We start from the raw sequence: 26054 nt of genomic DNA on the forward strand, positions 1-26054 counted from the left end.
ATGTGTTTTCCACATACCCAAGCGAGAAAACTGATGTAGCTGTAGCTGAAGTTCCTAGATGTAGAACATGATCGTGTCTTTGCCAAAGCGCTTTTTATCAATGAGATCCTGCAGCGTCGTGCCGTCCAGCACATCATTGATCGAGCTGCGCACTTTCTCCCACAGCTCAGCCAGCTCCTCCTCCGGATCATCGACGATCGTGATCGGCCCTTCCAGCACGCGGATGATGTCGCCGACGGTGATCTCATGCGGCGCTTTCGCCAGCACGTACCCGCCATATGCGCCGCGAATCGAGCGCACCAGACCGGCGTTGCGCAGCGGCGCGATCAACTGCTCCAGATAATGCTCCGACAGCGACTGGCGCTCCGCCACCGATTTTAATGAGACGGGACCCTCTCCGAAAAACATGCCCAAATCGATCATCAACGTGATGCCATAGCGTCCTTTAGTGGATAATTTCATGCTTGACCTCTCTCCTCTCTACATACGGTCCAACCACGCGCTCCGCCCATTTGATGCCCCACTCGGTCGGATGCCCGATCAATAGTGAAAACAAAACGGTGCCGACCCCAAACGGGCCGCCCAGCACGATCCCGACCAGAACAACTGCCACTTCGATCATCGTCCGCACCCAGCGGATCGCGATGCCGGTGCGCTGATGCAGCGACAGCATCAGCCAGTCGCGGGGCCCGGCCCCTAATTTGCAAGCTATATAGATACCCACGCCATACCCGGTACAGAGCAGCCCCAGCATAAACTGCGGCCATTGCTGCCACCAGACGTCAGGCGCCGGGATCAGGTTAAAAATCAGATCGCAATACAAGCCGACCAGCGCAATGTTCAGCAGACAGCCGAGCGTCGGGCGGCTGCGCGCCAGCCAGCAGGCCAACACGAGCAGGAAAATCCCCGACACCTGCTGCGCCGTGCCAAAGGTCAGCGGCGTATGCAAGGTCAGCGCCATGTGAAACACATCCCACGGCGAAGTGCCGAGCCCGGCACGCACAATGCTGACAAATCCGATGCACATCACCAGGAATCCGATGTTCAGCATGATCATGCGGCGCAGATGAAACTTCCACGAAGCTTCATAAAACACATGCCCGTTAGTGTTTGTTTCCAGTTGCACCATTATCCCCCGTTTCGCTTGCCTCGCCAGTGCTGAAGTCGGTCTGAGATGATCTGTTCATAGCCGTTGCGAGTTGGCGCATAGAAGGTTCGCCCGGAAAGCTCTTGCGGCAGATAGCCTTGTTCGACATAATTCCCCGGGAAATCGTGCGGGTAGAGATACCCTTTGCCATGCCCCAGCTTGGCCGCACCTTTGTAGTGGGCGTCGCGCAAGTGCATCGGGACTTCGACCGAACTGCCGTCGCGGATCTCCTGCAGGGCGATGTTGATGCCCATGTAGGCGGCGTTCGACTTTGGCGCGGTCGCCAGATAGGTCACCGCCTGGGCGAGAATGATCCGCCCTTCCGGCATCCCGATCATCTCCAGCGCCTGCATCGCCGACACTGCGACCTGCAGCGCGCGCGGGTCGGCATTGCCGATGTCTTCAGACGCCGAGATGATGATCCGGCGGGCGATAAACTTCGGGTCTTCGCCCGCGTCGATCATCTTCGCCAGCCAATACAATGCGCCGTCCGGATCGGAGCCGCGAATCGACTTGATAAACGCCGAGACGGTGTCATAGTGCGCGTCCGCATTTTTGTCATAGCGGACCACGCGGCGCTGAATCGATTCGGCAGCTTCTTCGACCGTGACGTGGACCACGCCTGCGGAGTCGGGCGGCGTGGAGAGCACGGCCAGCTCCAGCGCGTTGTACATCCGCCGTGCATCCCCGTCCGCATAGCGGGCGATGTGCTGCAGGGCTTCCTCATCCATCTTGACATTGAGATGTCCCAGCCCGCGCTGCGGGATGGTCAGGGCGCGCTGAGCCATGGTGATCAGGTCGGCTTCGCTGTGCGACTGCAGGCGGAAGATCTGCGAACGAGACAACAGCGCCGCGTTCACTTCAAAAAACGGATTCTCCGTCGTCGCGCCGATCAGGATGACCAGCCCTTCTTCCACATGCGGCAGCAAAGCGTCCTGCTGCGCTTTGTTAAAGCGGTGGATCTCATCGACAAACAGCACGGTGCGCTGCGAATACATCGACAACGCGTCTCTTGCTTCCTCGACGACTTTGCGGATGTCGGCGATGCCGGCCGTCACGGCGTTGATCGAGCGAAACATCGATTTGGTGTGCCCGGCGATGATTTTGGCGATCGTCGTCTTCCCGGTGCCGGGCGGGCCAAAGAAGATCAGGGAGGTCAGCTTGTCAGTCTCGATGGCGCGGCGCAGGAGCTTGCCCTGGCCGATGATCGCTTCCTGGCCGATCAGCTCCTCCAGGTTCTGCGGGCGCATTCTGGCGGCGAGCGGGGCGTTCTGCTTCTGTTCTTCTTGTGCCTGATAGCCGAACAGATCCAATGTTACGCAACTCCCCGCACAACGCGGCCGATCTTGACCAGCGCGTCCTGAATCTGCTCGGTGGTGACGTCTTTGTGTGTCACGAACCGCACCAGCTCCGGGCCAAAGTCGCCGCAGAGCACGCCTTCGTCCTTCAGGCGGGCGACAAATTCCAGTTCGCTGAGCCCCGAGTTCGCCACGTTGACGATGACGATATTCGTGTCAACAGAGCTGACATCCATCTGCAAGCCTTTCATCTCGGCAAGACCGTTTGCCAGCAGTTTGGCGTTGGCATGGTCTTCCGCCAGGCGGTCGACCATCTTGGTCAAGGCGATCAAGGCCGGAGCTGCGATCACGCCGACTTGGCGCATCCCGCCGCCCATGCGCTTGCGGATGAAGCGGGCTTGTTCGATCACTTCTTTGCTGCCGGCGAGCACAGAGCCGACCGGCGCGCCCAGCCCTTTGGAAAAGCAGACCTGCACCGTGTCCACATATTGCGTAAACGCCGATGCTTTGTGCCCGGAGCCGACAACTGCGTTAAACAGGCGCGCGCCGTCCATGTGCACCGGCACACCGTGTTCCTTGGCGATCTTCGACACCGCTTCCAGATGCTCCAGCGGCAAGATCGTGCCGCCTGCCTTGTTATGCGTGTTCTCCACACAGATCAGACCGGTGCGCGGATGGTGGATATTTTCTGTGCGAATCGCTTTGCGCACATCCTCCGGGTTCATCGCGCCGCGCACGCCGGGCAGGGTCTTGGTGCTCACCCCGGCATAGACGGCGTGGCCTGCGCCTTCGTACAAATAAATGTGCGCGTCCTGCTCAAGGATGACCTCATCGCCGGAGCGAGTCAGAGTCTGAATGGCGATCTGGTTGCCCAAGGTGCCGGACGAAACGTACAAAGCCGCTTCTTTGCCGAGGATCTCCGCCGCCGTCTCCTCCAACTTGATCACCGTCGGGTCATCGCGCATCACGTCGTCGCCGACTTCCGCTTCATACATCGCTCTGCGCATCTCTTCGGTCGGCTTGGTGACCGTATCGCTCCGCAAATCTATATACATGTTGCACACTCTCCATTTCCGAGAAGATTACTCTGCTTTTTATTATAGAGCAAAAAAGCCATCCCGTGAAGGATGGCTTTCCCAGATGGCTTTTCATGCGCTTAGGCGGTCACTTTGCTTCTGACAACGCGGTTGATCACTTCCAGCGCCTTGTGGATGTCTTCGGTCGTGATGTCCTTGTGCGTGACGAAGCGGACTTGTTCCGGCGTCATCATGCCGCCGAGCACCCCTTCGTGGTAGCAGCCGATCACCAGGTCGCGCACGGTGAGCGGGCTGTCTTCCTTCATCGAGAAATAGACCATGTTCGTATCGATGTCGTCGACGTTGATCTCCACGCCTTCGATGTTGGCCAGCCCTTCGGCGAGCAGTTTGGCGTTGGCATGGTCTTCAGCCAGGCGGTCGACCATCTCGGTCAGCGAGACGATCATCGGCGCTGCGACAACGCCGGCCTGACGGAGCGTGCCGCCCAGACGTTTGCGCCAGTGGCGGGCGGTGTTGATCGTCTCTTTGTCGCCGGCGAGAATCGAGCCGATCGGAGCGCTCAGCCCTTTGGTGAAGCAGACTTGGACCGTATCGACGTATTGGGTGATCTCGCTGACCGGAATGCCTTGGGCAATCGCCGCGTTAAACACGCGCGCGCCGTCCATGTGCATGCGCAGGCTGTGCTCTTTGGCGATCTCCTGCAGCGCGGCGAGATTTTCATTCGGCACGATCACGCCGCCGTGGAAGTTGTGCGTGTTCTCCACGCAGATCATTGCGGATTTCGGATAATGCGGGTCGAGGAACGGACGGATCGCCGCTTTGACTTCTTTCGGGTTCATCACGCCGCGCTTGCCCGGTATTTGACGGGGTTGGACGCCTGCGAGCACGCATTGTGCCGCGCCTTCGAGCATGACGATGTGCGACGACGCTTCGACGATGATCTCATCGCCGCGCTGCGTCTGCGCAAGGATCGCCACCTGATTGCCCTGCGTGCCGGAGGTGACGAGCAGCGCCGCTTCCTTGCCCAGGCGTTCGGCTGCAAGTTCCTCAAGCTTCAGTACGGTCGGGTCTTCGAACGCGTTGACGTCCCCCACTTCCGCCTCGTACATCGCCTTACGCATCGCTTCCGTAGGCTGGGTCATCGTATCACTGCGCATATCGATTCTCATCTTCTCCAAACTCCTTTGCCCGAAAATTTACTCTATTATGATTAAAACTATTATATCGGAAATAGAGTTAAAAACCTATACTAAAATGAAAAATGAGTGATGGCATTTACCATCACTCAAATTTTCACTACAGCACGGTCATGATCTGCGGGCCGTCTGCGGTGATGACGATCGTATGTTCATATTGCGTGGTCAGAGATCCGTCGGCGGTGCGCACCGTCCAGCCGTCTTTTTCATCGAGTTTGACGTGGTGCTTGCCGATGTTGATCATCGGCTCGATCGTAAAGACCATGCCTTCGCGCAGGCGCGGGCCGCGTCCGGCCGGACCGTAGTGCGGCACCTGCGGCTCTTCATGGATCTTGCGCCCGATGCCGTGGCCGATGTATTCGCGCACGACCGAGTAGCCGAGCCCTTCGGCGTGCAGCTGGATCGCGTTCGACACATCGCCGATGCGGTTGCCGACGACCGCCTGTTCGATCCCTTTAAACAGGCAGTCATGCGTCACATCGAGCAACTGCTGCGCCGCTTCCGAAACGTTGCCAACCGCGTAGCTCCACGCCGAGTCGGCATGCAGGCCGTCGAGCAGGGCCACCATGTCGATCGTGACGATGTCGCCGTCTTTGAGCGTGTATTTGGACGGGAACCCGTGGCAGACCACGTCGTTGACCGACGCGCAGGTCGCGTACTGGTAGCCGTTGTAGCCGATCTGGGCAGGAACTGCATTTTTGCTGCGCATGTAGGCGTCGACAAAATCATTGATCTCCATCGTGGTGATGCCGGGGCGGATCAGCTTTTTGATCTCGCGGTGGCATTCCGCGACGATGCGCCCGGCCTCGCGGATCACTTCGATCTCAGCTTGACTTTTCAGTTCGATCACTCATAAACACTTCCCACTGTATAGATTTTCTACCCGTTACTATATCATATGCCAAGACACAGAAAAACCCGACTCTGAAAAAGAGCCGGGTTTGGTGATTTGTTGATCATGAAGTCAAAGAACCCCTCGCAGCCGTGTTACCATTGTTTTGAACCCGCTCGCGCAGGTGGGTTGCCAGTTCTGATATCGGGTATCCGCCTCGACATGATTGTCAGCGGCTCTCGCGCCCATCAGCGACTCTCGTGCATCCCTTATAGGTAATGTTGGATCAAAACGAAAGACAATCACCAACATTGGAGGGTTCTTTGGATGAACAACTCAAGTTCTTCTGACTAGATAGTAGCACATCCATTTAAGGAGTTGCAAGAAAATTCACATAGTTCCCAAGAACTATTTTGCTTCTGTTTCTTCAGCCTCTTGCTTTTCGACGCCGGACAATGCTTTCCCGCCCAGGGCGATGTGCAGGGTGTCGAGCTGTTCGGTGACGACCGGCGACGGCGCCTGGGTCATCAGGTCGGACGCAGACGACGTTTTCGGGAAAGCGATGGTGTCGCGCAGGGACTGGCGGCCGGCCATGATCATGATCAGGCGGTCGAGGCCAAACGCGATGCCGCCGTGCGGCGGAGTGCCGTACTCAAACGCTTCGAGCAGGAAGCCAAACTGCTCCCACGCTTCTTCCCTCGAGAAGCCCAAGGCTTGGAACATGCGCTCCTGAATCTCGCGGCGGAAGATCCGCATCGAGCCGCCGCCGATCTCAAAGCCGTTCAAGGCAAGGTCGTACGCTTTGGCGCGGACGTTTGCCGGGTCGGTTTCCAACAGGTGCAGGTCTTCTTCCATCGGCATGGTGAACGGATGGTGAGCGGCGACGTAGCGGTTCGCTTCTTCGTCATGCTCAAGCAGCGGGAACTCGGTGACCCAGATGAACTTGAAGCTGCTTTCGTCGATCAGGCCAAGCTCTTTGCCGAGCTTCGAGCGCAGAGCGCCAAGGGAATCGGCGACCACTTTCTTGCTGTCGGCCGCGAAGAGCAGCAGGTCGCCTTTTTGCGCGCCCGCCTGGGCGATGATCGCTGCCATCTCTTCTTCGGAGAAGAACTTGGCGATCGGCGACTTCACGCCTTCTTCTTGAACAGCGATCCAGGCCATGCCTTTTGCCCCGTAGCGCTTGACGAACGCTTCCAGCTCGTCGATCTGCTTGCGGGAGTAGGACGCGCAGCCCGGCGCCACGATGCATTTCACTTCGCCGCCATTTTCGATCGCCATGTTGAACACTTTGAAGCCGGAGCCGCGCACTTGCTCGGTCAGGTCTTGCAGTTCGAGGCCAAAGCGGACGTCCGGCTTATCGGAGCCGTAGCGCGCCATCGCTTCGCGATAGGTGATGCGCGGGAACGGACGCGGAATCTCGACGTTCATCGTCGCTTGGAACACGCCTGTCATCATCTCTTCGACCATCTCTTGGAACTGATCCATCGACATGAAGGACTGCTCGATGTCGAGCTGGGTGAATTCCGGCTGGCGGTCTGCGCGCAAGTCTTCATCGCGGAAGCAGCGCGCGATCTGGTAGTAGCGCTCAAAGCCGGAGACCATCAGGAGCTGCTTGAACAGCTGCGGCGACTGCGGCAGGGCGTAGAACTCGCCCGGATGGACGCGGGACGGCACGAGGTAGTCGCGTGCGCCTTCCGGGGTCGATTTGGTCAGGATCGGCGTTTCCACTTCGATGAAGGAGTTGTGGTCCATGAAGTTGCGCAGATAGGTGGTCACTTTCGAGCGGAGCAGGAAGATCTTTTGCATCTCCGCGCGGCGCAGGTCGAGGTAGCGGTATTTCAGGCGCAGATTCTCATCGACATCAATGCCGTCTTGGATGTAGAACGGCGTGTTTTTCGCAGCGTTCAAGATTTCGACTTTCGAGACTTTGACTTCGATCTCGCCGGTCGGGATCTTGGCGTTGACCGCGCCCGCTTCACGCTCGGCCACAACGCCTTCGATCGCGATCACGTATTCACCGCGGAGCTTGTCGCCTTGCGCCATCAGCGCTTGGCTGCCCGCTTCTTCGGTCGGCTGGAACACGACTTGGGCAAAGCCGGAACGGTCGCGCAGGTCGATGAAGATCAGGTTGCCGAGGTCGCGGCGGCGCTGTACCCAGCCGGTCAGGACGACCGTTTGGCCGGCGTGTTCTTTGCGAAGTTCGCCCGCGCGGTGCGTGCGATACAATGTTTGCTGTTCACTCATGGTTGGTTCCCCCTGTATTGGCCCGGTGTGGCCTGGTATCGCTACATGTTGCTCTGCACTTTTTCGATCAGTTCGGCGAGCGGCACGGTGATCTGTTCGCCCGTCTCCATGTCTTTGACGTTGGCGACGCCTTGGGCAAGCTCGTCGTCGCCGAGGATGACAACTTGGCGGGCGCTCAAGCGGTCGGCCGCTTTCATCTGCGCTTTCATGCTTTTGCCGAGATAGTCTTTGTCGGCGACGATGCCGGCGACGCGCATTTCGTGCAGCAGCTTGACGCTGTGCTGTTGCGCCGCTTCGCCGAGTGCGACGAAGAAGACGTCGATGCCTTTGGCGATCGGCAATTCGACCTGCTGGTTCTGCAGCGCGATCAAGGCACGCTCGATGCCGACAGCAAAGCCGATGCCCGGCATCTCCGGTCCGCCGAGCTGCTCGACGAGGCCGTTGTAGCGGCCGCCGCCGGAGAGCGTGGAGCCGTTTTCGATAAACTCAAACGCCGTTTGCGTATAGTAGTCGAGGCCGCGCACCATGCGCGGGTTGACGGTGTAGTTGATGCCAAACGATTCGAGGTAGGAGCAGACCGCCTGGAAGTGCTCGCGGTCGGTGTCGGTCAGGTGATCGAGCATCTCCGGCGCGCCTTGGGTCAAGGTCTTGCACTTGTCGACTTTGCAGTCGAGGATGCGCATCGGGTTGCGGTCATAGCGGCTCTGGCAGTCTGCGCAGAGCTCTTCTTTCACCGGGTGCAGGTGGCTGCGCAGCACATCGCGGTAGTTCGTGCGGCTCTCCGGAGAGCCGACCGAGTTGATCTCCAGCGTGATGTCGTTCAGACCCAGCTCGGTGAAAAACGTCATCGCCAGCGCGATGACTTCTGCGTCGACGCTCGGGTCGCTGGCGCCCAGCACTTCGACGCCAAACTGGTGGAACTGGCGGTAACGGCCGGACTGCGGACGCTCATAGCGGAACATCGGGCCGATGTAGAACAGCTTGGTCGGCTGCTGCGGCTGTGCGTAGAGCTTGCTTTCCACAAAGGCGCGAACGGCCGAAGCGGTGCCTTCCGGGCGCAGGGTCAGCGAGCGTTCGCCGCGATCCTGGAAAGTGTACATCTCTTTTTCCACGATGTCGGTCGTTTCGCCGACACCGCGTGCAAACAGCTCGGTGTGCTCGAAGACCGGGGTGCGGACTTCTGCGGTGTTAAAGCGACGGCAAACTTCGCGTGCCGTCTTCTCGATAAATTGCCATTTCTCCACATCGCCGGGGAGAATGTCGTTAGTGCCGCGCGGGCGATTGGTCATCATAGGGGACGTGCCTCCTCATACTTGAACATCGATCAACTAGTGAAATCAAAAATAAAAAAGCTCCCGTCGCTAAGCGTATATCGCTTAGGGACGAGAGCTGTGACTTCCCGTGGTACCACCCTATTTGAAGCTGCACAAAGCCAGCTTCCACTCGCCGGGTAACGTCCGGTCACGCCGCCCTGCTACCGCGCTTGCCGGCAAGCGTTTCGCAGGGGGTCCTCCAGGGTGTCATTCATCAAGGGTGCGCTAGAGAGACACTTTCAGCCGCGGTGTCTCCTCTCTGACTAGGCGGGTCCTTAACTACTGGGCCCTTTCACTGGATCTCGTGGGATTGAATTAAGAGTAATCTTACTCAGCCAATGATCGTCTGTCAAGCCTATTTTGCCCACGACTGCGAAGTTTTATCAGCGGAAGGAGTCCTAATGCAAATAAAATTCCTCCGGCCGCCGTAAACCCGGCCGTCACGGTAAGCAGCCCCAGCAGCGGCCCGGCCACCGCCACGCCAAGCGACTCCGAGCCAAACGAAGCGGTCGCCCAGATGCTCTGGCAGGCCGACATGCGCGACAGGGGCATCTTTTGCTGGATGATCGTCGTCACCGGAATGTCGGTCAGAAAATGGGCGAATCCGGTCAGCCCGACCAAGAGGCAGCAGAGCAGGAGCGGCGGCGTCAAAGCCAGCGCCCCAAACGTCACGCCGTAGATCAGCCAGCCCAGCGCGACCAGGGTGAGAATCTTCAACCGGGACAACTTTTTCATCAACGCGGCCGACAGGAACATCCCGACCGAGAAACAAGCCATGAGCAGGCCGTACGCATCCCCGTCACCGCCCAGCCCTTCCCCGGCCAAGAGCGGCAAGCCGATCTTGATCATTCCGGCCGAGGCGATCAGGCCCAGCGACGAGAGCAGGATCGCGGCCAAGACCGCTTTTTCCCCGCGAATCTCCCGCCCGGCGCTCCGAATGTCTTGGAAGATCGAGCCCGCACGGCGGTCAGCAGGTCCGCGCTCCCCTTTGGGCAGCAGGATCAGCCACACCGTCCAGAGCGACAAAAAGAAGCTCCCTGCGTTAAGCCACAGCATCAGATCGGCCTGCCCCCACGCCATCAGCACGCCGCCGAGCAGCATGCCGCCGACTTTGCAGATGCGCTTGGCGCTCTCCGACAGCGAGTTGGCGAGCAGCAAGTCTTCGCGCGGCAGCATCTGCGGCAGAATCGACCGCAGTGACGGATGGAAAAACGCCCGGGCCGAGGTGAGCAGCGCCGCGACGACGCACACTTCCCACAGCGTCAAGTCTCCGAGCCCGTATCGCACAGCCAAATACAGCACCGTAAAGCCCCTCAGCGCATCGGTGACAACCATCGTCAGCTTGCGGTCCCAGCGGTCGACGTACGCGCCCGCGACCACACCAAGCACGAGAAACGGCACCGTCTGGCACAGCACCAGCCAGCTCAGCGCGGCGGCCGATCCGGTCATCTGATAGACCAGCCAGACGATGCCGACCTCGTAGATCGCATCGCCCAGTTGGGAGAGCACCTGACCGGAAAAGAGCAGGCGGTAGTTGCGAACCTTGAGCAGTTCCGTATAGCTAGCGGACAAAGCGCTTCACTCCCGGCATCCGGCGCAGCTCTTCTTTGGTGATGCCCTTTTGCACGATCATCAGCCCCCCAAACACCACCGCTCCAACCGCGCCGCCAAGCATGACGAGCACCAGGCTCTCAATGCGCGGCCACGGAATGATCACATCGAGCGGAATCCGGGTCAGCATCCAGACGACAATCCCCATCACGGCAGACGACAAGAGCGGCTTGCCGAACAAGGAGTAGTACGACATTGGGATCTCGGCCAGACGCTTCACCGCCGCGAAGTTCAGCCCCGAGGACAGCACATAGCCGACCACCGCCGCCAAGCCCGCACCGAGGATGCCGAACTTCGGCACGAGGAAGATCAGCAAAATCAATTTCAATCCGAGCCCGGCAAACATGTTGCGGATCGGCATGTACATGTAGCCCATCGCCTGCAAAATATACGCGCAGACCAGTTCATACGACGAGAAGATCGCCATCCACGAGATCGCCGCGATCGTGTCCGCCCCTTTCAGGTCGGTGAACAGGGCGATGTCGATCGGCCCGGCCAGCACATACAGTCCGACCGCCGTCGGGAAGGAGAAAAAGGAGGTCAGGCGAAACGCCATGATCACGCGGTCATTGCGCAGCTTGAGGTTCTTCTGCGCGATCGCTTCGGAGATCGCCGGCATCAAGGACAGCCCGACGGCGACCGCCAGCGACAGCGGCAGCGCGATCAGGCGCAAGGCCCGTGCCGTATACACGCCAAACTCGGACGTCGCCAACTCCTTCGTCCAGTCGAAGCCAAACACCAGCAGGTTGGTGATCGTAAACGCGTCGAGCATCTGCGACAATGGCAAGACGATCGAGGACAAGGAGATCGGGATCGCCACTTTCAAAATGCGGCGCAGCACCACCTTGTTCGCTTCTGTGGAGGCGCGCAGGTACTTCTTGCGGTTCTCGCGCCGCTGCTTCACAACATGCTTGCCGAGGAAAATCAAAGACGCAAACGCGCCCAGCACCGAAGCAAACGTCGCCACAGCAGCGGTCACCCGCGCTTCAGCGCCCAGCCTTACTGCGACAAACACGCCCAGCAAGATCACCGTCACCCGCACCAACTGCTCGACGACCTGCGAGTTGCCGGAGACGGCCATCGCCTGGTGCCCTTGGATATACCCGCGCATCGCAGCGAGCAGCGGCACGACAAGCAATGCGAACGCCAGCGCCCGGATCGCCGTCGAGCTGTGATAGTTCCCCATCCAGATGCCGATCCAGCCGCCGAGGAGCATCAGGACGACAAAGACCAGCACCCCGGCCAACGCCAAAAACCGCGCCCCCACGCGGTAGATCTGATCAGCCCCCGCATAATCGCGCAGGGCGTTTTTTTCGGAAACCAGCTTGGAGATCGCCAGCGGCACGCCAGCAGTCGCCAAAGTCAGCATCACCACATAGATCGCGTAGGCGTTCTGGTACAGGCCCATCGCGTAATCCTTCGCCATATTCTGAAACGGAACGATATAGACAACCCCGAGAATCTTCGAAATCAAACCCGCTGCAGCCAAAGACAATGCGCCGGCTGCCAATCCCTTTTTTGCAGACATAAAACGTTCCCCTACTTCACCAGTATTTGCTAACTTCCAGTCTATCACAAAAGATTGCTTCACAAAAGAAACCCCGTTCCACTACGAACGGGGCGTCAGGGTCTCCGTAAACAGTTCGCGGAGTTTGTTCAGCTTTTTGTCGGTCGTCTGATCCACCGAGTCCACGTACGCTTTCGGTTCTTTGGCGTTATAGATATGGCCTAAGAATTCGCCCTTTTTGTACAGTTTGGTCGACGCGCCGCCGCCAAGCCCAATGATCGTCTGGCGCTCTTCCATGATCGCGATGTTGTAGATCGAGTCTTTGTCCGGCATGGCGTACCCGACGTTTTCGAGGTTGCCCAAGATGTCTTTTTGCCGGTATACGTAATACGGGTGATAGCCTAAGCCCCGCGCCCAGGCGGCCGTCTCCTGCATCATCTGGCGCACGACCTGCGTGTGCGGGATGTCGTAGGAGTCCTTCTCCTTCGTCACATCGGACGTGCGCTTGAACGACATCGTGTGCACGGTGACCGAATCGGGCATCAGCGCTTCAATGCGTTCGCGCGTGTTTCGCACATCTTCGACCGATTCGCCGGGCAGTCCGAGAATCATGTCCATGTTGATGTTTTCGAACCCGGCCTCTTTGACCAGATGGAACCGCTTGTCGACGATGTTTGGCGTATGGCCGCGGCCGATCGTTTTCAAAGTCTCCGCTTTGAACGTCTGCGGGTTGACCGAAATGCGGTTCACCCCGTACTTGCGCATCACTTCCACCCGCTCCGGCGTGATCGTGTCCGGGCGGCCCGCTTCCACGCTGAACTCGCGCCACTTGTCCGCATCGGGAATGTGGCGGTAGAGCGCCTCAAAGACACGGGTCAGCTCCGGCGCCTGCAGCGAGGTCGGCGTGCCGCCCCCGAGATAGACGCTGGTCACCGGGATCGACTGCTCATGCAAAAACGCCCCGACCCGCTCAAACTCCCGCTCCAGGGCATCGAGGAACGACGGCGCATAGGTCGCCTTGTCCTCCATCGAGTAGGCCGGGAACGTGCAGTAGGCGCAATGCGTCGGGCAAAACGGGATGCCAATGTACAAGGAGACCTGCTTGTCGATCTCGTACAGGTCGGGCATCGCATTCAACTGCACGTCAGCGATCTCCATCAGCAGATCGATGCGCTCCGGCGAGATCAGATACTGCTCCTGCAGCGCGCTGCGAATCAAAGCTGTGCTTTTGCCTTCTTCGAGCATGTTGTGGACGAGCTTCATCGGGCGCACGCCGGTCAAGATCCCCCACGGCTGGTGCTCGCCGGTCAGCTGTTCCAACACGTCGTGCAGCACCCACAAGACCGCCTGCTTGCTGCGCTTTTTCAGCGCGGTCTCGCCGGGCGGCGTGACGCTTCTGCGATGCTCGCTCACATAGCGCTGACCGCTCCGCTTGTCATACAGTTCGGCACGGGCCGACACGTAATCGTCGCTCTGCCCGGTCAGCCGAAGCGTTATATAGATCGCGGCGTCCTCCTGCTCTTCAAAGACCACTTCGTCTTCTTCAAAAAACAGGTGGGTCAGCCGGCTGGTTTCTCGCTGGTAATTCAGGTTGCCAAGATCGATGCTAATCCGCATTGACCGTCACCTCCAGATACCAGTGTACCCATCCAAGGGAGGTGCGTCCACTATTTTTGCATCTTGGCGCGCATATGCTGCACTTCGCGGGAACTGAGCGAAAATTCGGTCGCCAGCTCCACATCTTCCATGTACTGCGACTTTTGCAGAAAGTCATGAAAATCGACGTTTAAGAGACGTCGGTTCGTGAAGGTAGCTACTTGTTGATGGATCGTTTTGCGCATGGAAAAGCCCTCCTCGAATGTCGCTTTTTGACTCTCTTTAGTCTTCCCTGTCGGATTGGAATCTAACGGTGTCGAGGGGAAGGATTTTACAAAAATGGCCGCGAAATGTTCCCTCAGACAACACGATAAAGGGGGTCAAGGAAGCTGTGAAAAATCGAAATCGGCTGATCGTTTTGGTGCTTTTGTTTAGTCTGATTTTTTCCTTGGCCGCCTTTGCGGAAGAGGGCCGTTTCGTCAAGGTCACCGCCTATGATGTGAACATCAGAACTGGTGCAGGCACAGAGACGGCTGTGATCGGCACGGCCGATTTTGGCGACTCGTACGAAGTGATCTCGGTCAGCAACGACTGGTATCAGGTGCGAACGGGCAAAGGCGAGTCGGGGTGGATTCACGCTTCGCTCGTCAAAGAAGGAACGCGCTTTGCCGCCTCGAACCCGACGATCCCGGTCGTGGAAGCGAAAGAAGCGCATGTCAACGTGCGCGGCGGCGCGTCCACGTCTTACGAGATCGTGACGACGATTGGACCTGGCACCTTGTATCCGCTCTTGCAGCATAACGGCGACTGGATGCAGATCCGCCTGCCTGACGAGCGCACCGGCTGGGTGGCGAGCTGGCTGGTCACCGAGTCGCAGAACAAAGCCAAATCGGCCGCGAAAACGCAGCAAAGCCAAGCGACGGTGGTGGCAAAAGAGCTGAACGTGCGCGAAGCTCCGTCGCTGGAGGCCAAGGTGCTTGGCATCTTGCAGCAAAATGAGATCGTGCCGGTGCATGCCGAGAAAGCAGGCGGATGGACGGAGATCACCTATGGCGGCGGCACGGGGTATGTCGCCACCGAGTACCTCCGCCTGCCGGGACAAGCTCTGCCGCAAGCGGAGTCCCGTCCCGGCGATGCTGCGGCGGTGCAGGTGAAGCTCAAGGAGCCGGCCAACCTGCGCACCGGGCCCGGCACCAATTTCCCGGTGCTGACCGCCGGGCGAGCCGGGAGCCAGTTTGCCGTGACCGCCAAGTCGGGCGCGTGGCTGCAGGTGCAGCTCGACCCCGATACCCGAGCCTGGGTCGCCGACTGGCTGACCACCGTGAGCGGCGACCTTGGCAGTTTGCCGGAAGAGCAGGCCACGCTCGACAACCGGCTGCGCGGCAAAACGATCGTGCTCGACGCCGGACACGGCGGTTTTGATGTCGGGGCGGTCGGACGGCAGACGGGCGTGTTTGAAAAGGACCTCAACCTGAGCCTCGCCCGCAGCCTGTACAACAAATTGGTCACCACCGGCGCGCACGTGGTGCTGACCCGCGAAGACGACCGCTTTGTGACGCTCGACGAACGGGTGCGACTGGCCGAACAGGAAGGGGCAGACCTGTTTGTGTCGCTGCATTACAATACGAACGATGATGCGGCCTTGTCCGGGTCGATGACCTTTTACTACAGCGAAAACGGCAAAGACCACCAGTTAGCAGTGCGTGTGCAGCAGGAACTGGTGAAGTCGCTTGGGCTGCCCGATCTCGGGGCGCGCTATGGGGACTACTATGTCTTGCGGGAGAATCAGGTGACGGCGATTCTGGTCGAGACGGCGTTTTTGACCAATCCGCAGGATGAGCTGAAAACGAAAGAGGCCGGACATGGGGAAGGAGCGGCCGAGGGGCTGTTTCAAGCGATTGTGGGGTATTTGCAGGGGCAATAGAGATTGTAGTTTTCGAACATAAAAAAACGTCCTGCCTCGCGATGAGGGCAGGACGTTTTTGCGTTATTTACTTGTCGATCGCTTCGAGCTGTTCGAGGAACAGCGGGTTGAGCACCTTGATGTAGGTGCCTTTCATACCGAGCGAGCGGGATTCGATGACGCCTGCCGATTCCAGTTTGCGGATCGCGTTGACGATGACCGAACGGGTGATGCCGACGCGGTCTGCGATCTTGGAAGCGACGAGCAGGCCTTCGGAGCCTTCCAGCTCTTTGAAGATGTGCTGAATCGCTTCCTGCTCGGAGAAGGACAGGGATTCGAGCGCCATCATGACCATTGCGCGCTGGCGGGCCTTTTCATGAATTTCTTCCTGCTCGGAGCGGATGATCTCCATGCCGACCACAGTCGCGCCGTATTCGGCGAGGATGAGGTCTTCATCGGTGAACTGGTTGTTCAGGCGCGCCAGCACCAGGGTGCCAAGGCGCGTGCCGCCGCCGACGATCGGAACGATGGTCAGGTTTTTCTTCTTGAACACTTCGTTCTCTTCTGCGGAGAACACGTAGAACGGCTCTTTGTTCTCGATGTTCTTTTGCGTTTCGGAGATCTTGAGCAGCGACTCGTTGAAGTTGCCCGGGAAGCGCTGATCCACAGTCATGATCTGGTTCCACTCCAGGGTGAGCTCGTACTCGGCAAGGCCAAAGCCCAAGATCTTGCCCGTTTTCGAAACCACGTAGACGTTAGAGTCTACCATGTCGCTGAGCAATTTTGCCAGCTCCATGAAGTCGACGCCGTTTGCAGCCGATTTTTGCAGCAGACGGTTAAAGCGCTGTATTTTTTCCAACAAAACCATGGGGTCACCTGCTATCTATTATTCTTAGTTTTTCGCTAACACTTTGTGATTTTGATTGATTCTTAACTGCGCAACAACTCTACAGTAGTCGAAGTTGTAGGCATTTTCAAGCATGCAACAGGGAAACTAGGAAAATATCATAGAACTGTAACAATTCAGCCCACGTTCTTCAACATTGCCCATTTTGAGAAAGATCATACATGTTCTCGCATCGCTGATAAAACTTGGTAAAATAGACGGGAACAATTCTGATAATTCTCGAATCCTGATTAACTATATCAAGGATTGGAACATTTTGCAATGTCGATTTTGTAAACTTTTTCAGGAAACATTTCAGGAAGCATTTCACGAAAAACGCCATGAAAAAAACGATGATGCTTGATCATCGCTTTTTTAAAGGATGAGGGTAAACCTCATGGACTATGTAAGGTTCATAGCAACAAATAGTATATTGGCAAACATCTGGCATGTCAACATCAATTTTCATTTTTGTGCTACACTTGGAGGAACTGTGTTGGAGGAGGAGCCTTTATGGTGCGAAAGATGCGGAGCTTGCTGCTGCTCGGGCTGATCGGATTGGCCCTGATGCTCTGCGAGCTCTTTTGGGTGCAGGCGATGCAGCACACCCCCCTGCCGGCAGCCGTCACGCCTGCGCAAGCCAAGACGACGGCCGCTCTGTGGCTCGGTGACGCTGCTGTGACTCTCAAGCAGGAAGAAAACAGCGCCGTGTCGCGCTATCTGCACGAGCGCAAGATGACCGAAGCGTTTCGAAAAGAGGCCGCGGATGCGAACAAACCGCTGGTCATGTGGAAGGTAAAATCGGGCGATTCCGAAGTGCTGGTCAACCGCCAGAACGGCCGTGTCGAAGGCGTCCGAGGCATGACTTTGGCACTATTCCCCGGCACCGCCGCGTCGCGGACGGAACAGGTGCGTCAGGAGTTGATCAAGCGGTTTAGCTTGCAGTCATTATCTGTTTCTTCTATTAATAATGTGGGCGTAGAGCATGTATTGCTAAGCTTTGAGACTGGTTACCAATACGATGGCCTGCGCGAAGTCATCCACGCCGAGCTCTACGGCGATCAATTTTACGCATTCGAGCACCGGCTGGAAGTTGCTGCTTCCTCTGGGACTGAAGACCTAGGAGCTCAAAACACTTCAAAAGTGGAAAATGCGGTTCGAGGATTGACCATGATCTCGTTCACGGCTGTCGCTGCCGCGATTGTGCTCACCGCGTTCTATCAGATTTCAAAATGGGGGGTTAGAGGACAGCGGATGTTCGGCGAAGCGCTGATCAGCGTCAGCATGCTGGTGCTCTATTGGCTGATCAATCCAACGCTTGCCGGACTGATCACCGGTTTCCTATACGGAATGATCTTATTTGGCGTATTTGTCATCACAGCACCGGCAGGACTGCCTATGCAATCACCAGATGAGCGGACGTCACCGCCGAGACCGGAGCGATTTGTCATCACTTTAACGTCAGAACTGCCTTTGCAACGGCGATGGGTCGTGCCCCATTGGCCACACCAACAGATCATCGCCGGATATGGGGTGTTTGGCGTCTTGGCTGGCGCGAGCACGATCCTCGCGTGGGTTGCCGCTCAGGCGGGCTTTTGGTTCTCTGACCTGCGGCCGCAGGAAGCGCTCGCTCTGTCCCCGTGGCCCGTCCTGTTGACCGGAGTTGCTGCAGCGGCGGCCGCCATCAATGAAGAGCTGATCTTCCGCAGACTGGGGAATTTCGTTCTCAACCGCTTGCTGAAATCGTGGATCGCAGCGGCGATCCTCTCATCGCTCGTCTGGTCGATGGGGCATCTCACCTATGATGTTTCCCCGTGGTACTACCGCATCTTGGAGTTGGGGCTGGTGATCGGGCCGCTGTTTTTCTGGCTGTACCGGCGGTATGGGCTGGGAGCGGTGATCACGGGGCATTTCTTGTACAACTGCTTTTTGGCAAACGTTGCGCTGGCCGGGGCGTTTGGGAACTATTGGGGCTTCTTGTGGCTCCTGCTGCCCGGGCTGGTGTTTGCGCTCAACAAAAAGGGACTCCGCATCTAGACGGAGTCCCTTTTTTCTTACGGACGAACGGTCAGCTTGCACGGATGATCGGCTACCACTTCGCCCACGATCGAGGCAGCGGCGATGCCGCGGTCGCGGAGCTTGGCGACAAGCGCGTCCGCTTCCTCTGCAGGCACAGCGAGCAGCAGGCCGCCCGAGGTGACCGCATCGCAGAGGATGATCTTGGTGTTCTCATCCACGCCTTCGTAGGTCACATCGTCTTTCACCCAGTCGATGTTGCGCACGGTGCCGCCCGGGAAGACTTTTTGCTCGACGAGCGAGACCGTATCCGGCAGCAGCGGCACTTGCGACGCATACAGCACAACGCCTGCGTTCGCCCCGCGCGCCATCTCCAGCGCGTGGCCGGCCAGACCAAATCCGGTCACGTCGGTGCAGCCGTGGACGGTAAATTCTTTCGCCGTCTCCGCCGGCACCTTGTTCAGCGCAGCCATCGTCTCTTCGGCCAGCTTGATCAGCTCAGGCGTTGCTTTGCCCCGCTTGATCGCCGTGGTCACGATGCCCACGCCGATCGGCTTGGTCAGGATCAGCTTGTCGCCCGGCTTGGCTCCGGCGTTTGTCCACACCTTGTCCGGGTGCACGATCCCCGTCACCGACATGCCAAACTTCGGATCGGTGTCGTCGATCGAGTGTCCGCCGGCGATCACCGCGCCCGATTCGCGGACTTTGTCCGCCCCGCCGCGCAGAATATCGGCGAGGATCTGCTTGTCCAGCTTGGAGATCGGGAAGCCCACGATGTTCAGCACCGTCAGCGGCGTCCCGCCCATCGCATAAACGTCAGACAAAGCATTGGCTGCCGCAATCGCGCCAAACATGTACGGGTCGTCCACAACCGGCGTGAAATAATCCACCGTCTGCACGAGCGCCGTTTCGTCATTCAGCTTGTAAACCCCTGCATCGTCAGACGTGTCAATGCCGACGATCAGGTTTGCATCAGGAATATTTTTCGGAAGATGACGCAAAACTTGCGCCAGGTCGGCCGGGCCGATTTTGCAGCCTCAGCCAGCTTTTTCGGTGAGCAGGGTCAGACGCACCTGTTCGCTTGGCAGCACGGCGTCACCCGAGCCTTGCGAAGGCGTCACGGACGCTTTCGACAACTGCGGGGATTTCTCTTGGGAAGATTGTTCGGACATCGAAATGTATAGCCTCCTTGCGCATCGTCGTCATCACCGGCAGCGGGACGTGACGAAGCGATTGTTCTAACGCATTGAGCGAAAACTGACGGGATCTCACCGTCACATGCCAGGTCGGCAGTTCTTCGGTCGGCAGCGAACCGCCCCCGACTTGGGAAAAGCCCGGCTCCACCTGCACGTCGGCCGCATCGCCAAACACGGCAGCCAGTCCGGCCTGCAGCCGCTCCGCTTCCGGCCCCATCGAGTCGGGCGTGCGCAGCAGCATCCACAGCGTCGGATTGTCGCGCTTGGCCAGATCTTCATCGAGATACAGGCGCAAGGTCGCTTCCAGCGCGGCCAGGGTCAGCTTGTCCACGCGAAGGGCGCGGGTCAATTGGTTTTTCTTGATTCGTTTTATGTATTCCTGCTTGCCAACGATAATTCCCGCTTGTGTTGCGCCAAGCAGCTTGTCCCCGGAAAATGAGCAGATGTCTACGCCTGCCCTGACCGTCTCCCGCACGGTCGGTTCATCGCCGATGCCGTGCGCGCGCAGGTCGAACAGCGAGCCGGAGCCCAAGTCCTCATAAACCGGCACATTGCGGGCATGCGCCAAAGCGACCAGATCGGACAGCTCCGGCTGATAGGTGAAGCCCACGACACGGAAGTTGCTGGTATGTACGCGCAGGATCAACGCCGTGTCGTCGTCGATCGCCCGCTCGTAGTCGTATTCGTGCGTCTTGTTGGTGGTGCCGACTTCGACGAGGTTGGCACCGCTCGCCTTCATCACTTCCGAGACGCGGAACGAACCGCCGATCTCCACGAGCTGGCCGCGCGAGATGATCACGCTTTTGCCTTTGGCCATCTCGGTCAGCACGAGCAGGACGGCCGCTGCGTTGTTGTTGACGACAAGCGCCGCTTCCGCACCGGTCAGCTCGCAGATCAGCTCTTCGACATGCGAATAGCGGGAGCCGCGTTCGCCGGTTTGCAGGTTGAGCTCAACATTGGTATACCCTCTTGCTGTGCGTTCAATCGCATCCACCGCAGCGTCTGCCAGCGGGGCGCGTCCCAGATTGGTGTGCAAGACGACGCCGGTTGCGTTGACCACGGCGCGATAGTTCATTTGAAACTGCTTTTTCACCCGCTCCGCCACCCGGTCGGCGAGCATGTCGAGATTGGTTTCCACCGTCTCGTCCCCTTGCAGGATGCCGGCGCGCACCTCGCCGATCATGTCGCCGGCGGCGGTGGACACCAATTTGTGCCCGTGCGCTTCGGCCAGTTCCCGGCATACCGGATGGTCGAGCAGCCGGTGCACAGCAGGGAGGCTGCGCAGCAGTTCTGTCCCGCGTTTTTCCAAAATCGATCACATCCATTTCATGCGGTTCTCCATCTTACCATTCTAGCTGACTTTCAGGCGTTTTAAAACGCAAAAACTGCCATCCCGCTTACAGACGGCAGTTCTATTTTTGTGCAGGCTTTCCTAAGCGTCTGCTCTTTTTGGCTGGCAGGGCTTAGTCGTCCTCGCCTTCATCTTGTTTATCTTTGCCCTTGGCTTTTCCTTTGCCTTTGTTCTCTTTTTCCTTCTTGGCTTTGTCCTGGCCGTAATGGTTGCCGTTGTCGTGCTTGCCTTGCGCTTTTGGGTTGTTGCCGTTGCCCGGCTGCTTGGTTTCGATCTTGCGCCCGTCTTTCAGCTCGATCTCTAAGCCCTTCAGCGCGCCGGCCAGCGCCGCGTCGAGCTTGACGTCTTCGCCTTGGAGCAGCGCAGTCATCGAATCTTGCAGGCCGAGGCTGGCCAGCAGCTTGTTCAGCACGTCGAGCGCCTGCTGCCCTTTCACTTCGATCTTGCGGTCGCCGATCTCCCCTTCGAGCTTCACTTCGCCTTTTTCAGACTTAAACTCCAGCTTCAGCTCGCCCATCGTGGTCTGCGATTTCAGTTCCAGCTTCGCCACGTTCTCCAGCGCGAACGGCTGCTTGGCCGTCTCCGGTGTCGGAGCCGGGGCAGGCGTTGTCGCCGCCGGTGTGGTCGCAGTATCGGACGACGCCGCAGGCGGCGTGTAGACGGTGAACGGGTTGATCGACTCCATGTCCACCGACGGTTCGGTGGTCGAGCTTGCAGGAGCGGGTTTCGCCGCTTCCAGAGCAGCGATCTCTTCCGGGGTCAACGTCTGTGAAGCGACGAGCGTGCCGGTGATGCCGTTGTCCTCATTGGACGCCGACGCGTTGGTAAAAGCATAGACCGATCCGGCGACCAGGATCGGAGCGGTGATCAGAGCGATTTTTTTCCATTTGGGATTCATTGAGGTTCCTCCGTTCGTTTGCAGGGCTTTGTACAGTCTTCGAAGGAGGGAAAATAAGAATGTCGGTCGTCCGATTTTTTGGTACGATAAGTAATGGACAAGAAAGGTGGAGATTGATCATGGCAAACCTCAACCGTTCCAACTCGGAACGTTATTATGAAGACGCGCAGCAGGTTATCGTCGGCGGCGTCAACTCTCCGTCCCGCTCGTTCAAAGCGGTGGGCGGCGGCGCGCCCGTCTTTATGGAAAAAGGCGACGGTGCGTACCTTTATGACGTGGACGGCAACCGTTACATAGACTATCTCGCCGCGTACGGCCCGCTGATCCACGGCCACGGCAACCAACACGTGGCGGAAGCGATCACCCGCGCTGCGCATCAAGGGCTGCTCTACGGGGCGCCGACGACGCTGGAGATCGATTTTGCAAAAATGCTGCAGGAAGCGATCCCTTCACTGGAAAAAGTCCGCTTCGTCAACTCCGGCACCGAAGCGGTGATGACCTGCATCCGCGTTGCCCGCGCCTACACCGGACGCAACAAGATCATGAAATTCGCCGGCTGCTATCACGGTCACTCCGACCTCGTGCTGGTCGCGGCAGGCTCCGGCCCGTCGACGCTGGGCATTCCCGATTCGGCAGGGATTCCGCAGTCGATCGCGGAGGATGTGATCACCGTTCCGTTCAACGACCTCGCAGCGTATGAAGCGGCGTTGGAGAAATGGGGCGATCAGGTGGCGGCTGTGCTGGTCGAGCCGATCGTCGGCAACTTTGGCATCGTCGCGCCGGAGTCCGGCTTCCTGCAAGGCGTCAATGAACTGACGCACAAGCACGGCGCGCTGGTCATCTATGACGAAGTGATCACCGCGTTCCGCTTCATGTACGGCGGCGCACAGAATCTGCTCGGCGTGACGCCCGACATGACGGCGCTTGGCAAAATCATCGGCGGCGGCCTGCCGATCGGCGCGTATGGCGGCCGCATCGACATCATGGAACAAGTTGCGCCGCTTGGCCCGGCCTATCAGGCGGGCACGATGGCGGGCAACCCGGCCTCGATCTCGGCTGGCATCGCCTGCCTGGAAGAGCTGCAAAAGCCGGGCAGCTATGAGCGCATGAGCGACCTTGGCCGCCTGCTGGCATCAGGCCTGCTCCAGTCGGCGCGCAAATACGGCCACAAGGTCACTTTGAACCGCGTCGGCGGCGCGTTTGCGATGTACTTCACCGACCGCCAAGTGAAAAACTACGAAGACGCCAAGTCGGCCGACGGCGAAAAGTTCGCCCGCTTCTTCCACTTGCTCCTCGAAGAGGGCATCTTGCTGGCACCTTCCAAATACGAAGCGTGGTTCGTCTCGACGGTACATACACCGGAAGACATCGCCTTTACTTTGCTCGCCGCAGACCGCGCGTTTTCCAAGCTGTAAGATACACGCAAAAGGCACTGCCATATCGGCAGTGCTTTTTTGATACAAAAAAAGGCACCGCAGCTGCGGTGCCTTTCTTCCGGTATGACTTACAGTACGCCAGCCAGTTCGTCCATCAGGTCTTTCTTGGACTTGTAGCCAACAACGGTCTTCACAACCTCGCCGCCTTTGAAGACGAGCATGGTCGGGATGGACATGACGCCAAACTTTTGGGTGGTGGTTTGGTTTTCGTCGATGTTCAGCTTGCCGATCGAGAGTTTGCCGGCAGTTTCGCCAGCCACATCTTCGAGGACCGGAGCGAGCATGCGGCACGGACCGCACCAGGTCGCCCAGAAGTCAACCAAGATCGGGGTGTCCGAGTTCTTGATCGTTTCGTCAAAGTTCGCGTCGGTGATGGTCAAGATTGCGTCAGATGCCATGGTTAGTACCTCCGTACGTAAGTGAATTAAACTGCTACAACTTCGCGAATTTCCGGTACAAAGGAGCGGATGGTGCGCTCGATACCCATTTTCAGGGTCATCGTGGACATCGGGCAGCCGCCGCAAGCGCCGGTCATGCGGATTTGTGCAATGCCGGTTTCGCCGTTTACTTCTACCAGTTCTGCGTCGCCGCCGTCAGCTTGCAGGCCCGGGCGAATTTTGTCAAGTGCTTCTTGAACGCGTGCGCGAAGATCTTCCATTGTAAGTAGCCTCCATTTCGTTCTTCCAAATTGATTTCTGTGCATACGCATTTAGTATAGGCGGAAGATATACCGCTCATGCGATGCGTTGCACTTTGTTATTATTTTACCCTTAGTATAGGGAAGGTGGAAAGGTTTATCTGTGACCGCTGTTACATCTCTCATCCATTATCCTATTCACAGGCCGTGTCTTTGCTCACTTTTCGCCTTCCCACTCCGCGTAAAATTGTTCCAAAAACGCTTCCATCACAGCATGCCGGCCCTCCGCCATCTGTTTTCCGTAAGAAGTGTTCATCAAGTTTTTCAGCTTGAGCAGCTTTTCATAGAAATGATTGATCGCCGTCGATTTGCCTTTGCGGTACTCTTCGGCCGTCATGTCGGTGCGCGGCTGCAGATGCGGGTCATGTGACAGCTGCCCTTTGGCACCCGAGTAGGCGAACGTCCGGGCGATCCCGACGGCGCCCAGCGCATCGAGGCGGTCGGCATCCTGCACCACGGCGCCTTCCAGCGTCTCCATGCCCGTTTTGCTGCCGCCTTTGAACGACATTGTCGAGATGATCTCCATCACGTGCTCCAGCGCGTCTGCGGCCACATGTTGCTCCTGCAGCCAGCCGCGCACTTTCGCCAGCCCTGCCGCTTCGCTTTCATTTAGCTTCTCGTCTGCGATATCGTGCAGCAGCGCGGCCAGTTCGACAACAAAAAGGTCTGCGCCTTCTTCCTGCCCGATCTTCTTCGCCGTCTGCCAGACGCGGTAGATGTGCCAGTAATCGTGGCCCGAGCTGTCCCCGCCCAGTTCCCGTTGTACAAATTCCTCAGCTGCTGCGATGATGTTTGCCTGATTCATAGCGTCGTCCTCCTGCTCGATCTGACTACTGACACTATCTTACCATCATCTTCCGCCCCTTACACCTTATTCCCCATCGCCTTCGTCGGGTGTGGCAGAGGTATCCTGACTCGCTTCCTCATCCCCTTGATCATTAAGATTCGGCAGTTGAATCGACGGCATCGGGATCTGCGAACTCGACGTCGTCTGCCCCACCGTCTCCCCTTTAGCGTTAAACACCATCTGCGGCACGTCGCCGACCAGAAAGACGTAGGCGATCGGCACTTTCGTCTTCACCTCTGACGGTGTCGTCGTGAACGGAACGATGACCGACGTGTGCACGGTGATGTCGAGATACAGCGTGTGAATCACCTGGTTGATTCCGCGCTCCTGGGTCTCCCAGCCGATGTCAGACTTCACGTTCCCGACCGGCTCGATCTCGACCGGAATGTCCGGGCCGAGCTGCGACAACAGGGACGAACCGGCCGCCTGCCCAAGCGGAATGTACATCTTTTTCTCCTGCAGGCTCTGCAACACGCCTTCGATGCTTTTTGTCACTTCATTTTGGATGCGGGCCGCTTCGACCATGTTAAAATAGCCGGCTGTCACCTTCCCGGCAGAACTCGTTTTCAAATCGATCAGTCTGCTGTAGTTCGTATCCTCCGAGATCCGCTCCGAGATCGAGCCGTTGATCGCTTCGGTCGCGATGTGCCGCGTCTTCTCCTCCGCCACCTTGATGAACGTCGGGCGCAGACTGCTCTCCACAAAATAGACCGTCTGCGCGATGACAAACACGAACAGGACGAGCAAGGCAAAGATGATAAAGCGCCAGTTGACCGGCTTTTTCGCGCCGCGTATCTTCATCGCCATCCTGCTTCCTCCTTCCCCTGTTCTCATCTCTATGCGGACGAACATAAAACAATCCATTGACACATACGTTTCAAAGGTGATAGTATCAGTCCAACAACTGAATGACTTGAACTCTTATCCAGAGAGGCGGAGGGAACTGGCCCTGCGAAGCCTCGGCAACCGTGTACAGACAGGTGCTAATTCCAGCAAAGCAATACGCTTTGGCAGATAAGAGAGGACACGTATTCCATACGAAC

The 26054-nt window shown here is 58.1% G+C and carries 23 protein-coding genes, 1 other RNA gene, 1 riboswitch and 1 other annotated feature; of the genes, 3 read left to right on the plus strand and 21 right to left on the minus strand.

Annotated features, from left to right (window positions below; genetic code table 11):
• Positions 1-54: 54 nt before the first annotated feature.
• The 13 genes from cymR to CBW65_RS24475 form a co-directional block, all read right to left on the minus strand.
• On the minus strand, positions 55-462 hold the full coding sequence (gene cymR, locus CBW65_RS23085; RefSeq protein WP_087458904.1) for a cysteine metabolism transcriptional regulator CymR: 408 nt from the start codon (positions 460-462) through the stop codon (positions 55-57).
• Positions 446-1126 (minus strand): YczE/YyaS/YitT family protein, encoded by a 681-nt coding sequence (locus CBW65_RS23090; RefSeq protein ID WP_157722145.1) that lies wholly within the window; start codon positions 1124-1126, stop codon positions 446-448. The genes cymR and CBW65_RS23090 overlap by 17 nt, the downstream gene beginning before the upstream one ends.
• A gap of 2 nt (positions 1127-1128) precedes the next feature.
• Positions 1129-2460: a replication-associated recombination protein A gene (locus CBW65_RS23095; protein ID WP_087458906.1), complete on the minus strand. Its 1332-nt coding sequence runs from the start codon at positions 2458-2460 to the stop codon at positions 1129-1131.
• A 2-nt stretch (positions 2461-2462) separates the two neighbouring features.
• Entirely contained in the window at positions 2463-3500 is a 1038-nt protein-coding gene (locus CBW65_RS23100) for a threonine aldolase family protein (RefSeq protein WP_087458907.1), read from the minus strand.
• Positions 3501-3601: 101 nt separating this feature from the next.
• A complete protein-coding gene (locus tag CBW65_RS23105) occupies positions 3602-4651 on the minus strand; it encodes a threonine aldolase family protein (RefSeq protein WP_087458908.1) in 1050 nt (349 codons plus the stop codon).
• A gap of 127 nt (positions 4652-4778) precedes the next feature.
• Positions 4779-5528, minus strand: a complete 750-nt coding sequence (map, locus tag CBW65_RS23110) for a type I methionyl aminopeptidase (protein WP_087458909.1) — start codon at positions 5526-5528, stop codon at positions 4779-4781.
• Between the two features lie 117 nt (positions 5529-5645).
• Positions 5646-5833, minus strand: a non-coding RNA gene (ssrS, locus tag CBW65_RS23115) — 6S RNA.
• An 85-nt stretch (positions 5834-5918) separates the two neighbouring features.
• Entirely contained in the window at positions 5919-7754 is a 1836-nt protein-coding gene (aspS, locus tag CBW65_RS23120) for an aspartate--tRNA ligase (protein ID WP_087458910.1), read from the minus strand.
• A 41-nt stretch (positions 7755-7795) separates the two neighbouring features.
• Positions 7796-9046 (minus strand): histidine--tRNA ligase, encoded by a 1251-nt coding sequence (hisS, locus tag CBW65_RS23125; protein WP_087458911.1) that lies wholly within the window; start codon positions 9044-9046, stop codon positions 7796-7798.
• Positions 9047-9129: 83 nt separating this feature from the next.
• Positions 9130-9372: a binding site (T-box leader), on the minus strand.
• 22 nt (positions 9373-9394) lie between these two features.
• The gene (locus tag CBW65_RS23130) at positions 9395-10639 is read right to left on the minus strand and encodes an MFS transporter (RefSeq protein WP_087458912.1); all 1245 of its coding nucleotides are present in this window, start codon (positions 10637-10639) and stop codon (positions 9395-9397) included.
• A complete protein-coding gene (locus tag CBW65_RS23135; RefSeq protein ID WP_087458913.1) occupies positions 10629-12206 on the minus strand; it encodes a putative polysaccharide biosynthesis protein in 1578 nt (525 codons plus the stop codon). Before CBW65_RS23135 ends, CBW65_RS23130 begins: the two co-directional genes overlap by 11 nt.
• Positions 12207-12287: 81 nt before the next feature.
• Positions 12288-13802 carry a coproporphyrinogen dehydrogenase HemZ gene (gene hemZ / locus CBW65_RS23140; RefSeq protein WP_087458914.1) on the minus strand — a complete coding sequence of 505 codons (1515 nt, stop codon included), beginning with the start codon at positions 13800-13802 and terminating at the stop codon, positions 12288-12290.
• Positions 13803-13852: 50 nt separating this feature from the next.
• Entirely contained in the window at positions 13853-14026 is a 174-nt protein-coding gene (locus CBW65_RS24475) for a hypothetical protein (RefSeq protein WP_157722146.1), read from the minus strand.
• 146 nt (positions 14027-14172) lie between these two features.
• Here CBW65_RS24475 and CBW65_RS23145 point away from each other — a divergent pair, with 146 nt between their 5' ends.
• Positions 14173-15705, plus strand: coding sequence for an N-acetylmuramoyl-L-alanine amidase family protein (locus tag CBW65_RS23145; RefSeq protein WP_157722147.1), 1533 nt, complete (start codon positions 14173-14175; stop codon positions 15703-15705).
• A gap of 67 nt (positions 15706-15772) precedes the next feature.
• On the opposite strand, the gene codY is transcribed toward CBW65_RS23145, so the two are convergent.
• The gene (codY, locus tag CBW65_RS23150) at positions 15773-16552 is read right to left on the minus strand and encodes a GTP-sensing pleiotropic transcriptional regulator CodY (RefSeq protein WP_087458916.1); all 780 of its coding nucleotides are present in this window, start codon (positions 16550-16552) and stop codon (positions 15773-15775) included.
• Positions 16553-17083: 531 nt separating this feature from the next.
• Between codY and CBW65_RS23155 the strand changes: the two genes are divergently transcribed.
• Complete coding sequence (locus CBW65_RS23155) at positions 17084-18607, plus strand: CPBP family intramembrane glutamic endopeptidase (protein ID WP_087458917.1); 1524 nt, start codon at positions 17084-17086, stop codon at positions 18605-18607.
• 17 nt (positions 18608-18624) lie between these two features.
• Here the strand turns inward: CBW65_RS23155 and selD are convergent, their stop codons facing one another.
• The 3 genes from selD to CBW65_RS23170 all read right to left on the minus strand — a co-directional run bounded on the left by selD (position 18625) and on the right by CBW65_RS23170 (position 22031).
• On the minus strand, positions 18625-19674 hold the full coding sequence (gene selD / locus CBW65_RS23160) for a selenide, water dikinase SelD (RefSeq protein ID WP_408646562.1): 1050 nt from the start codon (positions 19672-19674) through the stop codon (positions 18625-18627).
• Between the two features lie 7 nt (positions 19675-19681).
• Positions 19682-21091 carry an L-seryl-tRNA(Sec) selenium transferase gene (gene selA, locus CBW65_RS23165; protein WP_232463401.1) on the minus strand — a complete coding sequence of 470 codons (1410 nt, stop codon included), beginning with the start codon at positions 21089-21091 and terminating at the stop codon, positions 19682-19684.
• A 154-nt stretch (positions 21092-21245) separates the two neighbouring features.
• On the minus strand, positions 21246-22031 hold the full coding sequence (locus tag CBW65_RS23170; RefSeq protein WP_087458919.1) for a hypothetical protein: 786 nt from the start codon (positions 22029-22031) through the stop codon (positions 21246-21248).
• A 119-nt stretch (positions 22032-22150) separates the two neighbouring features.
• Here CBW65_RS23170 and CBW65_RS23175 point away from each other — a divergent pair, with 119 nt between their 5' ends.
• Positions 22151-23446, plus strand: a complete 1296-nt coding sequence (locus CBW65_RS23175; RefSeq protein WP_087458920.1) for a glutamate-1-semialdehyde 2,1-aminomutase — start codon at positions 22151-22153, stop codon at positions 23444-23446.
• Positions 23447-23535: 89 nt separating this feature from the next.
• Here the strand turns inward: CBW65_RS23175 and trxA are convergent, their stop codons facing one another.
• From trxA to yunB, 4 genes are all read right to left on the minus strand, one after another.
• Complete coding sequence (gene trxA / locus CBW65_RS23180) at positions 23536-23865, minus strand: thioredoxin (RefSeq protein WP_087458921.1); 330 nt, start codon at positions 23863-23865, stop codon at positions 23536-23538.
• Positions 23866-23891: 26 nt separating this feature from the next.
• Entirely contained in the window at positions 23892-24125 is a 234-nt protein-coding gene (locus tag CBW65_RS23185; RefSeq protein ID WP_087458922.1) for a NifU family protein, read from the minus strand.
• Positions 24126-24321: 196 nt separating this feature from the next.
• Positions 24322-24969 carry an HD domain-containing protein gene (locus CBW65_RS23190; RefSeq protein ID WP_087458923.1) on the minus strand — a complete coding sequence of 216 codons (648 nt, stop codon included), beginning with the start codon at positions 24967-24969 and terminating at the stop codon, positions 24322-24324.
• A 66-nt stretch (positions 24970-25035) separates the two neighbouring features.
• Positions 25036-25818 carry a sporulation protein YunB gene (gene yunB / locus CBW65_RS23195; protein ID WP_157722148.1) on the minus strand — a complete coding sequence of 261 codons (783 nt, stop codon included), beginning with the start codon at positions 25816-25818 and terminating at the stop codon, positions 25036-25038.
• A gap of 111 nt (positions 25819-25929) precedes the next feature.
• Positions 25930-26032: riboswitch (SAM riboswitch) on the plus strand.
• Positions 26033-26054 lie beyond the last annotated feature (22 nt).

Origin of the sequence: Tumebacillus avium (genome assembly GCF_002162355.1) — a bacterium.
Classification (GTDB): domain Bacteria; phylum Bacillota; class Bacilli; order Tumebacillales; family Tumebacillaceae; genus Tumebacillus_A; species Tumebacillus_A avium.

Bases quoted from the DNA above. Each gene is read 5' to 3' on its own strand.
- CBW65_RS23155 (WP_087458917.1), top strand. From the start codon at position 17,084: ATGGTGCGAAAGATGCGGAGCTTGCTGCTGCTCGGGCTGATCGGATTG.
- CBW65_RS24475 (WP_157722146.1), bottom strand. From the start codon at position 14,026: ATGCGCAAAACGATCCATCAACAAGTAGCTACCTTCACGAACCGACGT.
- codY (WP_087458916.1), bottom strand. From the start codon at position 16,552: ATGGTTTTGTTGGAAAAAATACAGCGCTTTAACCGTCTGCTGCAAAAA.
- aspS (WP_087458910.1), bottom strand. From the start codon at position 7,754: ATGAGTGAACAGCAAACATTGTATCGCACGCACCGCGCGGGCGAACTT.
- CBW65_RS23170 (WP_087458919.1), bottom strand. From the start codon at position 22,031: ATGAATCCCAAATGGAAAAAAATCGCTCTGATCACCGCTCCGATCCTG.
- CBW65_RS23105 (WP_087458908.1), bottom strand. From the start codon at position 4,651: ATGAGAATCGATATGCGCAGTGATACGATGACCCAGCCTACGGAAGCG.
- CBW65_RS23135 (WP_087458913.1), bottom strand. From the start codon at position 12,206: ATGTCTGCAAAAAAGGGATTGGCAGCCGGCGCATTGTCTTTGGCTGCA.
- cymR (WP_087458904.1), bottom strand. From the start codon at position 462: ATGAAATTATCCACTAAAGGACGCTATGGCATCACGTTGATGATCGAT.
- CBW65_RS23190 (WP_087458923.1), bottom strand. From the start codon at position 24,969: ATGAATCAGGCAAACATCATCGCAGCAGCTGAGGAATTTGTACAACGG.
- hemZ (WP_087458914.1), bottom strand. From the start codon at position 13,802: ATGCGGATTAGCATCGATCTTGGCAACCTGAATTACCAGCGAGAAACC.
- trxA (WP_087458921.1), bottom strand. From the start codon at position 23,865: ATGGCATCTGACGCAATCTTGACCATCACCGACGCGAACTTTGACGAA.
- CBW65_RS23100 (WP_087458907.1), bottom strand. From the start codon at position 3,500: ATGTATATAGATTTGCGGAGCGATACGGTCACCAAGCCGACCGAAGAG.
- yunB (WP_157722148.1), bottom strand. From the start codon at position 25,818: ATGGCGATGAAGATACGCGGCGCGAAAAAGCCGGTCAACTGGCGCTTT.
- CBW65_RS23175 (WP_087458920.1), top strand. From the start codon at position 22,151: ATGGCAAACCTCAACCGTTCCAACTCGGAACGTTATTATGAAGACGCG.
- CBW65_RS23185 (WP_087458922.1), bottom strand. From the start codon at position 24,125: ATGGAAGATCTTCGCGCACGCGTTCAAGAAGCACTTGACAAAATTCGC.
- hisS (WP_087458911.1), bottom strand. From the start codon at position 9,046: ATGATGACCAATCGCCCGCGCGGCACTAACGACATTCTCCCCGGCGAT.